At 74.2% G+C, this 14,392-nt stretch carries 14 protein-coding genes; 11 read left to right on the top strand and 3 right to left on the bottom strand.

Translation table 11 applies throughout. From position 1 onward, the window contains the following. Positions 1 to 92 precede the first annotated feature (92 nt). The 3 genes from ACFVU9_RS06260 to ACFVU9_RS06250 all read right to left on the bottom strand — a co-directional run bounded on the left by ACFVU9_RS06260 (position 93) and on the right by ACFVU9_RS06250 (position 3,281). On the bottom strand, positions 93 to 1,181 hold the full coding sequence (locus ACFVU9_RS06260) for a DUF6745 domain-containing protein (RefSeq protein ID WP_387590507.1): 1,089 nt from the start codon (positions 1,179 to 1,181) through the stop codon (positions 93 to 95). A gap of 89 nt (positions 1,182 to 1,270) precedes the next feature. Beyond that, positions 1,271 to 1,597, bottom strand: a complete 327-nt coding sequence (locus ACFVU9_RS06255; protein WP_380447466.1) for a hypothetical protein — start codon at positions 1,595 to 1,597, stop codon at positions 1,271 to 1,273. A gap of 283 nt (positions 1,598 to 1,880) precedes the next feature. Then, positions 1,881 to 3,281: an LPXTG cell wall anchor domain-containing protein gene (locus ACFVU9_RS06250; RefSeq protein ID WP_387590503.1), complete on the bottom strand. Its 1,401-nt coding sequence runs from the start codon at positions 3,279 to 3,281 to the stop codon at positions 1,881 to 1,883. Between the two features lie 244 nt (positions 3,282 to 3,525). Between ACFVU9_RS06250 and ACFVU9_RS06245 the strand changes: the two genes are divergently transcribed. The 11 genes from ACFVU9_RS06245 (at position 3,526) to argG (ending at position 14,359) form a co-directional block, all read left to right on the top strand. Next, positions 3,526 to 4,473 carry an STM4015 family protein gene (locus tag ACFVU9_RS06245; protein ID WP_387590501.1) on the top strand — a complete coding sequence of 316 codons (948 nt, stop codon included), beginning with the start codon at positions 3,526 to 3,528 and terminating at the stop codon, positions 4,471 to 4,473. Positions 4,474 to 4,521: 48 nt separating this feature from the next. Continuing rightward, positions 4,522 to 5,451, top strand: coding sequence for an STM4015 family protein (locus tag ACFVU9_RS06240; RefSeq protein ID WP_387590498.1), 930 nt, complete (start codon positions 4,522 to 4,524; stop codon positions 5,449 to 5,451). 18 nt (positions 5,452 to 5,469) lie between these two features. Further along, on the top strand, positions 5,470 to 6,567 hold the full coding sequence (locus ACFVU9_RS06235; RefSeq protein WP_387590495.1) for an STM4014 family protein: 1,098 nt from the start codon (positions 5,470 to 5,472) through the stop codon (positions 6,565 to 6,567). A gap of 41 nt (positions 6,568 to 6,608) precedes the next feature. Then, entirely contained in the window at positions 6,609 to 7,493 is an 885-nt protein-coding gene (locus ACFVU9_RS06230; protein WP_387590622.1) for an STM4013/SEN3800 family hydrolase, read from the top strand. Next, the gene (locus tag ACFVU9_RS06225; protein WP_387590492.1) at positions 7,490 to 8,821 is read left to right on the top strand and encodes an STM4012 family radical SAM protein; all 1,332 of its coding nucleotides are present in this window, start codon (positions 7,490 to 7,492) and stop codon (positions 8,819 to 8,821) included. Before ACFVU9_RS06230 ends, ACFVU9_RS06225 begins: the two co-directional genes overlap by 4 nt. A gap of 11 nt (positions 8,822 to 8,832) precedes the next feature. Then, the gene (locus ACFVU9_RS06220) at positions 8,833 to 9,777 is read left to right on the top strand and encodes an STM4011 family radical SAM protein (RefSeq protein ID WP_387590489.1); all 945 of its coding nucleotides are present in this window, start codon (positions 8,833 to 8,835) and stop codon (positions 9,775 to 9,777) included. A gap of 139 nt (positions 9,778 to 9,916) precedes the next feature. Beyond that, positions 9,917 to 10,297: a VOC family protein gene (locus ACFVU9_RS06215; RefSeq protein WP_387590486.1), complete on the top strand. Its 381-nt coding sequence runs from the start codon at positions 9,917 to 9,919 to the stop codon at positions 10,295 to 10,297. Between the two features lie 138 nt (positions 10,298 to 10,435). Then, the gene (locus tag ACFVU9_RS06210) at positions 10,436 to 11,011 is read left to right on the top strand and encodes a YbaK/EbsC family protein (protein WP_387590483.1); all 576 of its coding nucleotides are present in this window, start codon (positions 10,436 to 10,438) and stop codon (positions 11,009 to 11,011) included. A gap of 116 nt (positions 11,012 to 11,127) precedes the next feature. Next, positions 11,128 to 11,790, top strand: coding sequence for a rhomboid-like protein (locus ACFVU9_RS06205; protein ID WP_387590480.1), 663 nt, complete (start codon positions 11,128 to 11,130; stop codon positions 11,788 to 11,790). Positions 11,791 to 11,907: 117 nt separating this feature from the next. Continuing rightward, positions 11,908 to 12,714, top strand: a complete 807-nt coding sequence (locus ACFVU9_RS06200) for an SAM-dependent methyltransferase (RefSeq protein WP_387590477.1) — start codon at positions 11,908 to 11,910, stop codon at positions 12,712 to 12,714. A 220-nt stretch (positions 12,715 to 12,934) separates the two neighbouring features. After that, complete coding sequence (argG, locus tag ACFVU9_RS06195) at positions 12,935 to 14,359, top strand: argininosuccinate synthase (RefSeq protein WP_387590474.1); 1,425 nt, start codon at positions 12,935 to 12,937, stop codon at positions 14,357 to 14,359. Positions 14,360 to 14,392 lie beyond the last annotated feature (33 nt).

The raw sequence follows: 14,392 nt of genomic DNA, 5'->3' as shown, positions 1-14,392 counted from the left end.
GACGTCGGGTCAGGGTCAACACTCGCAACTCGACGGCCTGCACCGGGCTCCGCGCCGCACGCGCGGCTGCGACGGCGGGGCGGCGAGGCGGCTCAGGTCTCGCGCTGCGGGTGGTACTCGGACTCGGGTATGCCGAACGTCCACGCGACCCCGGCCCGGGCGGTGCGGGTACTGGGCGGCACCCGCAGCCAGTAGGTGCGGAAGGTGCCGTCCGGCTCGGCCGTGGAGTTCACGACCTCGACCATGACGACGGGCTCGTCGCCGGGCATGACGATCCGCCACAGGACGCCGGTCTCGTCGCGGTGGAGCGGCTCGGCACCGGCATCGGCGAGGTAGCGGTCGTAGCCGTAGTGCTCCAGCAGGACCCGGCGCAGCTCGGCGTTCTCCTCGGTTCGGATCCGCTCGACGGTGATGTCGGCGAGGCCGGCCAGGAAGTCGGCGGGGACGGGCATGCCGCGCCAGGCGTACAGGGCGAAGCCGTCGGGGTGGGCGAGGGCCGGGCCGTCGGCGCGGTCGAGGCGGCCGGCCTCGTCGCGGTGGAGCTCGACGGGCCGCTCGCTGATCAGCACGACGTCCTCGTAGGGCCACCACCAGCCGGCCGTGCGGGCGGCCTCGGCCAGCGGGGCGACGGCGCCGTCGAGCGCCCCGGCGGCCTCGAAGGCGGCGAACCAGGGCGCGTCGTGCGGTCCGCGGACGGCGTCGAGCAGCGCGAGGCGGACGGTGGTGCGCCGGGCACGGGCCGTCCGTTCGTCGTCGGACGGCGCGCCGGGATCGGTCTCGGGGGCGAGCCGGTCGAGGACGGCGTTGCGCACGCGGTCGGCGAGCGGGGTGGTGACCGGGCCGAGTTCGCCGCCGGTGAGCGCCCAGTGCGCCGCCCAGCCGGCCGCACCGACCCGCTCGACGGCACGCCTCCGGGCCTCCTCCCAGGCCCGGGTGCGGACGGCCTCGCGAACGCTCACCGCGCCGGCCTCCCGCAGCTCCAGCGCCGCCTCGGCGGCGGCGAGCGGCGAACCGTACCAGCGGACGCCGGCGGGCTCTGGCAGCCCGGCCGCGCGGTAGGCGGCGCGGACGGCGCGCTCGGCCGCCGCGCGGTCGTCCGGGCCGGTGGCGGCCGCCGCCGCGCGCCAACGGGCCGTCGCCTCGGCGGGCCCGACAACCAGGTGGGTCGCGCTGTTCTCCATCACGTGCTCCGATCCCGGCCGGGCTCCCCGCCCGGCCGTCTGCGTCCGTACCGTCCTTCCGTCCACCGGCCGACCGCCGTGCGGGCGCGTCAGTCGGCGACCACCCGCACCGCGCCCGGCGCGTACTCGCGCTGGCGCACCACCCGGTACCAGCCCTTGGGCAGCGGGATCGCCGCGTGCTCCTCGTGCACGACCCGCCCGCCCTCGGGCAGGTGCAGCCAGCCGGCACCGAACGGCCCGGCCTCGCGGCGCAGCGCCCCCGGCCCGACGACGGCGTGCGCGTGGCCGGTGACCTCGCCGAGGGCGAGCACCATCCGGCCGCGGGCGTCCCGCGGCTGCACGGCCAGCCCGGCCACCCGCGCCGGCACGGCGGCCTCCCCGACCGGCACGATCAGCACGTCACCCTGGCGGTACATCGGCTCTCCTCCCCCACTGCACGACGGACACCGGCGAACGCCGGAACCCGAGGCTCCACCGTCACTCTCCGGAGCCACAACCGGAACATAGGGCAAGGGTCTGACATCGACGCGCTCGCACAAGACGCAGCGGGCCGGGACGTCTTCGGCGGGATCGGCTCCCACCCTGTGGTGATCGACCATGACGGCGACCACCTTGGGGGCTCTGAGCGCCCCGGCCGGCCGGATGCACGGAAGGCCCGTCCACCCCGCTGCCTGCCGGGGGGGACGGGCCTTCCTTCTCTCAGTTGCCCTGCGCGTTCTTGCGGCGGCGTGCCACGACCAGGGTGCCCAGCCCGAGGGCGATCGCGGTGGCTCCGGTGATCGCCATCGGCGCGGCGCTCGAACCGCCGCCGGTGGACGCGAGCCGCGCGTCCGGCGCGGCGGCCGGGGCCGCCACGGCCTGAGGGCTCGCCGCCTGGCTCTGCGCCGGCGCGGCGGCCTGTGCGACCGGAGCGGCGGACGGCGTGTCCGAGGGCGCGCCCGGCGCCGGAGCGGTGGCGGTCGGCGTCGGGGTCCGCGTCGGTGTCGGTGTCGGTGTCGGTGTCGGTTCCGGCGTCCCGGCCGCTGCCGACACGGTGAAGTCGGCCTTCGGGCCGAAACCACTGTTCGGGCTCTCACCCGGCCCCGGCTCGCCGCCCTCGACCGGAACCAGCGACTCGGCCATGGCGGGCGCGCTCTTGGTGAACGACAGCCGCACGTTGACCGTACGGGTCTCCCCCTTGGGCAGGTCGAGGACGTCGGCGCCCTTGTCGCCCGTCCACCGCGACATGTAGAGCCAGCCGGAGCGGCCCGGGCCCGAGTCGAAGCCGGGCCTGCCCTCCTGCCACCGGCCGCCCGGCGCCTCGTACTCGAACGTGAGGACGTCGGCGGTGAGCTCGGTCTGCCCCTGGAACACGACGGTGGGCAGGACCTTGAGGTCCTTGCCGGTCCGGTTGGTGTAGACCAGTTTGAACTGCTTCGCCTCCTCCCCCGCCACGAAGGAGGCCGGCACGCCCTCCAACCTGGCCTCCGGCCGCGGGGCGGGCGTGGGCGCCGGGGTGCTCGGCGTCACCCGCGGGGCGATCGTCAGGTTCAGGTACGGGCTGCCCGTGGACGTGATGCGCTGCTCCGGCGGCAGCGCGGGATCCGACACCACGACGCCGAGGCTCGCCGAGAACCGGACGAGCGGGGCGTCCGCCGACACGGTGAGGCGCAGCCGGTAGGCGGCTTCCGCGCCGCTCGCCAGGTGCAGCTGGGTGGCGAACTGGTCCAGCTCCCAGAACCCGCCCCCACCGGCGTCGGTGTTGTTCACCGTCGCGTCCTGCCATTGCGTGCCGCCCGGCCGCTGGTACTCCAGCTTGAGCCGGCTCTGCTTGAGGCCGTCGCCGCGAACTCCCGCGACGGTGAAGGAGGTGGTCGCGTCGACCCGGTGGTCGGCGGTGTTCTTCAGGGTCGCGGTGAACTCCACCGGCTCGCCGCCGGCCTTGACGGTGGTGGGGCCGTCCATGGCGACGGTGACCGGGGAGGCCGGTGCTTGCGGGGTCCGGGCCGTCGCGGTGCCGCCCGCGGCGGCGGACACGGCCGGAGCCGTGGCGAGGGCCAGGCCGGACGCGAGCGTGGCGGCGGCGGTCACGGCCATGAATCTGCGGTGCTGGATGCGCATCGGAACCTCACGGGAGAATTCGGACGGAACTCGTCGAAACGTGAAATCGCCTACGCGAGAGGCCATTTCTGGCGCAGCGGAACCGGTGCTTCGCCCCCCAACGAACAGCGATCGCGGCATCTTAACCGGACGGTTCCGGCCCCCGGCGGCCGGGGCCCGCGCGCTCACGAGTGCCCCCGCCGCGGCGGATTGTCGGACCCGACTGGTAGACACGTGTTCGGCCCGACACCCGAGGAGCAGCGCCATGACCGTCAACGACCACATCGAGGAGTTCCACGGCCTCCCCGTCTTCGACTTCGCCGAGGCGGTCGAGCGGGAGGAGGCGGCCGCCGGAACGCTGCCGCAGGCCACCGCGGTGGCGTGGAAGGTCGGTCTGGACTACGACTCCGAGGGCACCTTCGGCGAGCGGTGGCAGCGGTTCCTCGACACCGTCGACACCGCCCGGGTCACGGCTGTCGTGATCGGCCAGTGGTTCACCGAAGGCCCCGAGCCGTTCAGCGACGACGCGCTGGCCGCGATCACCGGCTCGGCCCACCGGCTGCCCGCCCTGCGCGCACTGTTCGTCGGGGACATCACCTACGAGGAGAGCGAGATCTCCTGGCTGGAGATGTGCGACGTCACCCCGCTGCTGACGGCCTTCCCCCGGCTCACCGAGCTGGTGGTGCGCGGCGGCACGGACCTCGAACTGGAGCCGGTGCGCCACGAGGCGCTCACCGCGCTGCGCTTCGAGGCGGGCGGCCTGCCCGTCGAGGTCGTCCGCGCCGTCGCCGCCTGCGAACTGCCCGCGCTGGAGCGGCTGGAGCTGTGGCTCGGCGTCGAGAACTACGGCGGCGACGCCACGCTCGACGACCTCGCGCCCTTCCTCGACGGCTCGCGCTTCCCCGCGCTGCGCCACCTCGGCCTGCAGAACAGCGAGTTCCAGGACGACATCGCCGCCGCCGTGGCCCACGCGCCGGTCGTGGCCCGGCTCGCATCGCTCAACCTGTCGATGGGCGGCCTCTCCGACCAGGGCGCGGGCGCGCTGCTGGAGGGCCAGCCGCTCACCCACCTCCGCGCCCTCGACCTGCACCACCACTACCTCACCGACGAGATGCAGCAGCGCCTGCGCCAGGCCCTCCCCGACGTCGAGATCGACCTCTCCGGCGGCGGCGACCCGGGCGGCCGCCGGCGCTACGTCGCCGTGGCCGAATAGCCGTCACCCGCCACACTCCACCACCACCCGACCCCGCCAGGAGCGGACATGACCGTCGACCACCACCCCGGGCGCTTCCACGAGCTGCCGATCCACGACTTCGAGCCCGGCGCCGCGAAGCGGCCCGCCGCCGGCGCCGTCGCGTGGCGGCTCTCCCTGGAGTACGACGCCCCGCACGACTTCGCCGCCCTCTGGGAGACGTTCCTCGACACCGTCGACCCGGCGGCCGTCCGGGCACTGGTGATCGGTTCCTGGTGGCAGCGGGACTACGAACCCGTCAAGGAGGCCGTCGGCCTCCTCGCCGACGCCGCCGAACGCCTGCCCGCCTTGGAGGCGCTCTTCCTCGGCGACGTCACGTTCGACGAGTGCGAGATCTCCTGGCTGGAGATGTGCGACGTCACCCCGCTGCTGACGGCGTTCCCCGCCCTCGGCGAGTTCACCGTGCGCGGCGGCACCGGCCTGGCGTTCAAGCCGGTGCGCCACGACCGGCTCCGGTCCCTGCGCTTCGAGGCCGGCGGCCTGCCCGCCGAGGTCGTCCGCGCCGTGGGCGCCTGCGAACTGCCCGCGCTGGAGCGCCTGGTGCTCTGGCTCGGCGTGGACGAGTACGGCGGCGACGCGACCCTCGACGACCTCGCGCCCTTCCTCGACGGCACGCGGCTGCCGGCGCTGCGCCACCTCGGCCTGGCCAACAGCGAGTTCCAGGACGAGATCGCCGCGGCCGTCGCGCACGCACCCGTCGTGGCCCGGCTCGAAACGCTCGACCTGTCGATGGGCGTGCTCACCGACGAGGGCGCCACGGCCCTGCTGGAGGGCCAGCCGCTCACCCACCTGCGCTCCCTCGACCTGCACCACCACTACCTCACCGACGAGATGCAGCAGCGCCTGCGCCAGGCCCTCCCCGACGTCGAGATCGACCTCGGCGATGCCGAGGACGCCGACGAGGACCCCGACGAGCGCTACGTCGCGGTGGCCGAGTAGCGGGCGGGTGACGGCACGATGACGACGCGGCTGACCGTCCTCGGCAACCCGGGCCACCGGCGGGTGACACTGTTCGCCGCCGCGGCCCGGGCCGCCGGCCTGCCCGAGCCCGCCGTCCTGCCCTGGCTGGACGTGCTGCGCGGCGGGTACCGGCTGCCCGAGGGCGCTCTGCTGCGGATCGAATCGCCCGGCGAGGAGCCGGCGGTGGACGAACTGCTGCGCGGCCCGGCACTCGGCCCGTCCTACGCGCCCACCCGCGTGGAGGGCACGGCCGCCTGGTACGCGGGCGTGATGTCCGCGCTGCGCGCCCTGGCGGCCCGACCCGGCGTGCGGCTGCTCGGCGATCCCGAGGAGATCGCCGTCATGTTCGACAAACGCCGGGCGCACGCGGCGCTGGCCGCCGCCGGGGTGCCGGTGCCCCGCGCGCTCGACACCACCGGCCTGACGGGCTGGGGCGAGCTGCGCGAGCGCGTGCGCGGGGCCGGCCTGCACCGGGTCTTCGTCAAGCCCGCGCACGGCTCCTCCGCCTCGGGGGTGGTGGCGCTGGAGTTCGGCCCGCGCGGCCAGGTGCAGGCCACCACGTCCGTCGAGCCGGCCGGCGGCGAGCTGCACAACTCGCTGCGGGTGCGGCGCTACCGCGGCGAGGCCGAGGTGGCCGCGATCGTCGACCGGCTCGCACCGGACGGGCTGCACGTCGAACAGTGGGTCCCGAAGGCGGCGCAGTCCGGCCGCTCGGCGGACCTGCGGGTCGTCGTGGTCGCCGGCCGGGCCACCCACGCCGTGGTGCGCACCAGCGCCCAGCCGATGACCAACCTGCACCTCGGCGGCGCCCGGGGCAGCCTCGACCTCGCCCGCGAGGCCGCCGGGCCCGCCTGGCCGGCCCTCCTGGAGACGGCCGAGCGCGCCGCCGCCTGCTTCCCCCGCTCGCCGATGGTCGGTGTCGACGTCCTGCCCGTCACGGGCTGGCGGCGCGCCGTGGTCGGCGAGGTCAACGCCTTCGGCGACCTCCTGCCGAACCTCACCGGCCTGCCCGGCGGCCCCGCCGAGGGCCTCGACACCTACGCCGCCCAGCTGGCCGCCCTGACCGCCACCCACCCCGGAACGACAGAACGATGAATCACCAGATCCCCGGCACGCACGCACACCCGGACCCCGACATGAACGCCGTCGTGGGCACCCACGACCTCCTGCTCGTCACGCTCGACACCCTCCGCTTCGACGTCGCCGAGGAGCTCGCCGCCGCCGGCCGCATCCCGCACCTCGCCGCGCACCTGCCCGGCGGCCGCTGGGAGCGCCGCCACGCGCCCGGCAGCTTCACGTACGCCTCCCACCAGGCGATCCTGGCCGGCTTCCTGCCCACCCCGGCCGCGCCCGGCGGCCCGCACCCGCGCCTGTTCGCGGCCCGCTTCGCCGGCTCGGAGAGCACCGCCCCGCGCACCTGGGTCTTCGACGCCCCCGACCTGCCGACCGCGCTCGGCGCGGCCGGGTACCGGACGGTGTGCATCGGCGGGGTCGGCTTCTTCAACAAGCAGGGCCCGCTCGGCTCGGTGCTCCCCGGCCTGTTCCAGGAGAGCCACTGGACTCCGGAGATGGGCGTGCCCTCGCCGAGGTCGTTCGAGGCGCAGGTCGCCCGGGCCGAGCAGGTCGTCGCCGAACAGCCCGCCGGACAGCCGCTGTTCCTGTTCCTGAACGTCTCCGCGCTGCACCAGCCGAACTGGTTCCACCTGCCCGGCGCCACCCGCGAGCACGGCGACTCGCGCGCCAGCCACGCCGCCGCGCTGGAGTACGTGGACGCCCACATCGGCCGCCTGTTCGCGGCGATGAGCGCCCGCCGCCCGTGCTTCGCGATCGTCTGCTCCGACCACGGCACCGCGTACGGCGAGGACGGCTACACCGGCCACCGGATCGGCCACGAGGTGGTCTGGACGGTCCCGTACGCCCACTTCACGATCCCGCGCCGCTCCACAGTCCCCCGCGACTCCACGATCCCCCACCACACCGCGGTCCCCCGCACGAGCACCACCGAGGAGCCCGCGGCATGACGACGGCACCCCCACGCACCGAATCGCCCTACCAGTCGTACGTCTACGCCTACCCGCACAAGACGGCGTACCGTCCGCTGCCCGAGCGCCCGGCGCTGGCCGAGCTGTGGGCGGGCGAGGCGCAGCACTCGCTCTCGCTCTACCTGCACATCCCGTTCTGCGAGGTGCGCTGCGGCTTCTGCAACCTGTTCACCCGGATCGGCAGCCCGGAGGGCCTGACCACCGCGTACCTGGACGCGCTGGAGCGCCAGGCCGACGCCGTCCGCGGGGCACTGGACGCCGACGCCCGGTTCGCGGTGGCCGCGTTCGGCGGCGGCACGCCCACGTACCTGACGGCGGGCGAGCTGGAGCGGCTGTGCGACATCGCCGAGCGGCACATGGGCGCCGACCTGCGGGCGATACCCCTGTCCGTGGAGGCCTCCCCCACCACCGCGACGGCCGACCGGCTGGAGGTCCTGGCCGCCCGGGGCACCACCCGGCTGAGCCTGGGCGTGCAGTCCTTCGTCGACGCCGAGGCCCGCTCGGCGGTCCGCCCGCAGAAGCGCGCCGAGGTCGAGGCGGCCCTCGGCCGGATCCGCGCGGCCGGTTTCCCGGTGCTCAACATCGACCTCATCTACGGCATCGACGGCCAGACCGAGGCCAGCTGGCTGCACTCGCTGGACGCCGCGCTCGCCTGGCAGCCCGAGGAGCTGTACCTCTACCCGCTGTACGTCCGCCCGCTCACCGGTCTGGCCCGGCGCGGCGAGCAGGAGAGCCTCTCCGCCTGGGACGCCCGCCGGCTCGCGCTCTACCGCACCGGCCGGGACCACCTCCTCGCGCACGGCTACGAGCAGGTGTCGATGCGGATGTTCCGCCGCGCCGCGTCCCCGCAGGCGGGCGTGAGCGAGTACGCGTGCCAGACCGACGGCATGGTCGGCCTGGGCTGCGGGGCGCGCTCGTACACGTCGCGGCTGCACTACTCCTTCGACTACGCGGTCAACGCGACCGAGGTGCGCGGCATCATCGACGACTACGTCGCCACGGCGGACTTCCACCGGGCCGAGGTCGGACACGCCATGACCGGCGACGAGCCGCGCCGCCGCCACCTCGTCCAGTCGCTGCTCCAGGCTCAGGGCATGTCGCTGGCCGACTACCGGGCCCGGTTCGGCGGCACGCCCGCCGAGGACTTCCCCGCCGAGCTGGCCGAGTTCGCCGAGCGCGGCTGGCTGGCCGGGGACGATGCGCGCCTGGTGCTCACGCCGGAGGGGCTGGCGCACTCGGACGCCGCAGGGCCGATGCTGTTCTCGCCCGGGGTCCGGGCGCTGATGGCGGGCTACGAGGCGAAATGACGTTCCTCGGCATGCCGTCCCCGCCTCCCACCGAACCTCCCGCCGACGACTCCGTGCGCGACTCGGCGAACGCCGCCACCACCGGCGCCCCGCGGGACCTCACCCTCCTCTACCGCGGCCCGCTCGCCTCCTGCGACTACGACTGCCCGTACTGCCCGTTCGCCAAGCGGCGCGACACGCCCGAGCAGCTGCGCGCCGACCGCGCCGCGCTGGAGCGCTTCACCGCCTGGGCCGCCGGGCGGGCGGGCACCGGCGACACGCTGTCGCTGCTGTTCACCCCGTGGGGCGAGGGCCTCGTGCGGTCGTGGTACCGCCGCGCACTGGCCGAGCTGAGCCGGCTCCCGCACGTCCGCCGCGTCGCGATCCAGACCAACCTCAGCTGCCGCACCGACTGGCTCGCCGAGGCCGACCTCGACAGCCTCGCCCTGTGGGTCACCTACCACCCCGGCCAGGTCACCCACGACCGCTTCCTCGCCAAGTGCCGCGAGCTGGACGCACTGGGCGCGCGTTACAGCGTCGGCGTGGTCGGCCAACCCGAGCACCTCGCCGAGGCGCGGCGCCTGCGCGCCGCGCTCGCTCCGCACGTCTACCTCTGGATCAACGCCGCCGAGGGCCGCACGTACACCGACGCCGAGGCCGCGCAATGGGCCGCCCTCGACCCGCACTTCGGCTACAGCCGGCACGCACACCCGAGCGCCGGGCTGCCCTGCCGCACGGGCGAGTCCGTGCTCTCGGTGGACGGCGACGGCACGGTGCGCCGCTGCCACTTCGTCCGGGAGGTCCTCGGGAACCTCTACGACGGCAGCTACCGCGCCCGACTCCGCTCCCGCGCCTGCCCGTTGCCGGTCTGTGACTGCCACATCGGTTACGTCCACCTGGAGACGCTGCCGTTGTACGAGCTATTCGGCGCGGGTGTCCTGGAACGGGTGCCGGCGGAGTGGCCACCGGCAGCGTGAAGCGTCGCCGGAGCGCGTGCGCGCCCACGCTGCGCGACGTCCCGGCGACACCCCGCGCACACCCCGCAGCGGCGCTCCGCCCGCCGCGCGGCCACGCCCGCACCTCCCTAGCCTGGTAATCAGGAGGAGGCGAACCACCATGCTTGGAGACGGACCGCTGCAGGCAGTCATCCCCGCCACCGACCTCGGCCGCGCCAAGGCCTTCTACACGGACGTGCTCGGCCTCAAGCTCACCAGGGAGGACGAGGAGCAGCTCACGTGCGATTGTGGCGGCACCGAGTTCACGATCTACCACACCCCCAGCGGCGGCCAGTCCGCCCACACGCTCGCCAGCTTCAAGGTCGGCGACCTCGACGGCGAGATGGCCGCCCTGCGCGAGCGCGGCATCACGTTCGAGGAGTACGACTTCCCCGGCCTGAAGACCGTCGACGGCGTCGCCGAGCGCGACGACATGCGCGCCGCCTGGTTCAAGGACAGCGAGGGCAACATCCTCTGCGTCGCCCAGCGCACCGACACCTGATCACCACCCCGCGATTCACCCCCACGATTCACCCCCACGAATCACCCCCGCGAACCCCTGGAACCGACACGACCGCCGGACTGCCGTCCCCGGAAGCGGATCGCGCTCCCGCGGACGGCGGTTCGGTAGGGTCGGGCCATGAGCGAGCAGATCGTCCCGCCCTTCGGCAGGTTCCCCGTCGTCCGCGCGGCGCTCGACGTCCACGACGAACTCGCAGCGCCCGTCGCGGACGCGCTGAAGAACTGGGACGCCCACGAAGACGGCCAGGAGGCGGCGCGCTCGGTGCTGTACGTGGACACCGACCCCGACAAGGCGGACACCGCCGTCTTCTGCGAGACCTACGGGACACCGCTCGAATACTCGGCGAACTGCGTGGTGGTCGCCGCCAAGCGCGGCGGTGAGGTCACGCTGGCCGCCGCCGTCGTCCTCGCGACCACCCGGCTCGACGTCAACCAGGTGGTGCGGAGGCACTTGGGGGCGCGCAAGGCGTCGTTCGCGCCGATGGACACCGCCGTCGCCGAGACGGGCATGGAGTACGGCGGCATCACCCCCGTCGGACTGCCCGCCCACTGGCCCCTGCTGATCGACGAGGCCGTGGCCAAGGCCCCACACGTGCTCATCGGCAGCGGCCGACGCCGGGGCAAGCTGATCCTGCCGGGCCCCGCACTGGCCCGCCTCCCGCACGCCGAGGTGCTCCCCGGCCTCGCGACCTGAGCCCGCCCGCACGGGACGGAGCACCCTCCGCACGCCGATAGGCTGCCAACGTACTGCCGGACACCGGCAGGGGCCCGACACGGGGCTTCGGTCGGACGACGAAGGCGGAAGGCACGATGGAAGACCGCGGCGACAAGGTGCTGCGCGTGCTGGCGCGGCTGCGCCTGACCACCGTCTACGTCCTGCTGCTGACCGCGACCGCCGCCTGGCTCGCGAGCCAGAGTCACGCCGGCCGGGCCCGCTTCGTCCGGCACAACAGCAGCAACGTCCACCACATGGAAGTCGGCAAGTGGTGGACCCTCTTCACCAGCGGGCTCGTGGTCGACGGCGTCCCCGCCTGGGCCGGGATCGCCGCCGTCGTCGCCGTGCTCGGCCTCGCCGAGTGGCGGTGGGGCGCGCTCCGGGCGGGCGCCGTCTTCGCCTTCGGGCACCTCGGCGCCACGCTGCTCACCGAGGGCGCGATGTGGGTCATGATCACCACCGGCATCCCGGGCGCGCTCTCCCGCGCCCGTGACGTCGGGATCAGCTACGGCCTCGTCGCCACCGGCTCCTGTCTGCTCGCCCTCGGCCCCAGGCCTCTGCGCCGGTACGGCCTTCCGGCGCTCGCCGTCGCCCTCGCCGCGGCCTGGGCCGTGGACCAGGAACTCGCCGACGCGGGCCACCTCATCGCCCTCGCCCTCGGCGTGCTGGCCTCCCGCCGGCCCTGGCTGCGCAAGCGCGCCGTCCGGGCACCCGCCGGAGCCGCCCCCAGGCGCCTCCACCGCGCGGCCGCCGGATAGTCGACGGGCACCCGCGGTTCACCTCCCGCCGCAGCTCGGCCGCTATCATGCGCGGACGTTCGATTGGCTGCACCGCCCCGCCGGATGACAGCCGCTCAGCACAGTGGAGGGGACCGGATGTTCAACACCGACGGCACCAGTGGGACGGACGTCCCGACCGATCTCCGGACGGACCGCCCGCACCCGGCGCGGATCTACGACTACTGGCTCGGCGGCAAGGACAACTTCCCCTCGGACCGGGCCGCGGCCGAGCACGCCATCGCCGCCGCGCCCGACATCCCGCAGGCGGCCCGCGAGAACCGCGCCTTCCTGCGCCGCGCCGTGCGGCTCTGCGTCGAGGCCGGCGTCCGGCAGTTCATCGACATCGGCTCCGGCCTGCCCGCCCGCGGCAACGTCCACGAGGTCGCCCAGGAACTCGCCCCGGACGCGCGCGTCGTGTACATCGACAACGACCCCATCGTCCTCGCCCACGGCCGGGCCCTGCTCGCGGACAACCGCAGCACCACCGTCCTGACCGGCGACCTCCGGGACATCGAGGAACTGCTGGACCGCTCCGAACTGCGCTCCCTGATCGACCTGTCCCAGCCCGTCGCCGTGCTCATGCTCGCCGTCCTGCACTTCGTCGACGACGCCCAGGCCGCGTCCGCCGTCCGGGCCGTGCGCGAGAGAGTCGCCCCGGGCAGCCACCTGCTGGTGTCGCACAGCACCGCCGAGGGCAACCCGCAGCGGGCCGAGGAGGTCGGCAAGACCTGGCAGAACGCGACGTCCCGGATCAACGGGCGCGGCCGGGCCGAGGTCGAGGCCTTCTTCGACGGCTGGGAGCTGCTGGAGCCCGGCGTCGACTTCGTCCCGCTCTGGCGCCCGGACGGCTCCACCGCGAACACCACCCGCTGGATGTACGCGGGCGTCGGCCGCAAGTCCTGACCCCGGCGACCACCACCGCGGCCCCGCCCGACGGCACCGACCACCGCCGCGACCCCGCCCGACGGCACCGGTCCGCCGGGCGGACCCGGCCGCCACTTTCGTATTGTCTTGCGCTACTCTGCAAACCTATGCCAGGGTGACGGCGTCGGACACCAGTGCCGAAACGTCCCACACGTCGCTAGTTCGAAGGCCCGCGCGCCGCGGGTCCAGGGGTGCACGCATGTCGAAGGTCTTGAGCAAGCTGCCGGTCGGTGAACGGATCGGCATCGCATTCTCCGGTGGGTTGGACACCTCCGTCGCGGTCGCGTGGATGCGCGAGCACGGCGCCGTCCCCTACGCGTACACGGCGGACATCGGCCAGTACGACGAGCCGAACCTCTCCGACGTGCCCGCGCGCGGCCGCGCCTACGGCGCCGAGCAGGCCCGCCTCGTGGACTGCCGGGCCGCGCTGGTCGAGGAGGGCCTGGCCGCGCTCGCGTGCGGCGCCTTCCACATCCGCTCGGCCGGGCAGACGTACTTCAACACCACCCCGCTCGGCCGTGCCGTGACGGGCACCCTGCTGGTCCGCGCCATGCAGGAGGACGAGGTCTCGATCTGGGGCGACGGCTCCACCTACAAGGGCAACGACATCGAGCGGTTCTACCGCTACGGCCTGCTCGCCAACCCCAGCCTGCGGATCTACAAGCCGTGGCTGGACCAGCGGTTCGTCTCCGAGCTGGGCGGCCGCAAGGAGATGTCCGAGTGGCTCGCCGAGCGCGACCTGCCCTACCGCGACTCCGCCGAGAAGGCCTACTCCACCGACGCCAACATCTGGGGCGCCACCCACGAGGCCAAGCGCCTGGAGTACCTGGACGCCTCGATCGAGATCGTCGCCCCGATCATGGGCGTGCCGTTCTGGGACCAGTCCGTCGACATCCCGGCCGAGGACGTCACCGTCGAGTTCGAGTTCGGCCGCCCGGTGCGGATCAACGGGCGGGTGTTCGCCGACGACGTCGAGCTGGTGCACGAGGCCAACCGCATCGGCGGCCGGCACGGGCTCGGCATGTCCGACCAGATCGAGAACCGCATCATCGAGGCCAAGAGCCGCGGCATCTACGAGGCGCCCGGCATGGCCCTGCTGCACACCGCCTACGAGCGACTGCTCAACGCCATCCACAACGAGGACACCCTCGCCACCTACCACGCCCAGGGCCGCCGCCTCGGCCGGCTGCTGTACGAGGGCCGCTGGTTCGACCCGCAGGCGCTCATGCTGCGCGACAGCCTGCAGAAGTGGGTCGGCCAGGCCGTCACCGGCAGCGTGACCCTGCGCCTGCGCCGCGGCCAGGACTACTCGGTGCTCGACACCCAGGGCCCGAACTTCAGCTACCACCCCGAGAAGCTGTCGATGGAGCGCAGCGTGGACGCCGCGTTCGTCCCGGACGACCGCATCGGCCAGCTGACCATGCGCAACCTCGACATCGCCGACTCCCGCAGCAAGCTGGAGCAGTACGCCACGCACGGTCAGCTCGCCCCCTGGAGCGGCCTGATCGGCAAGCTCGCCCCGGGCGGCGCGGCGCCGATCGCAGCAGCCAGCCAGGACGCCGGGGCGGTCGCGGCCGAGGCCACCGCGCTCGACCAGGCGGCCATCGAGTCCGGCAACGACTGATCCCCGCACTCCCCCGCCCGAGGGCCGTGGCAC

The sequence above is a fragment of the Kitasatospora sp. NPDC057936 genome (assembly GCF_042887525.1).
In the GTDB taxonomy this organism is placed as follows: domain Bacteria; phylum Actinomycetota; class Actinomycetes; order Streptomycetales; family Streptomycetaceae; genus Kitasatospora.
The sequence above is the reverse complement of the archived record's forward strand: the minus strand, read 5'-3'. Positions and strand labels throughout refer to the sequence as shown.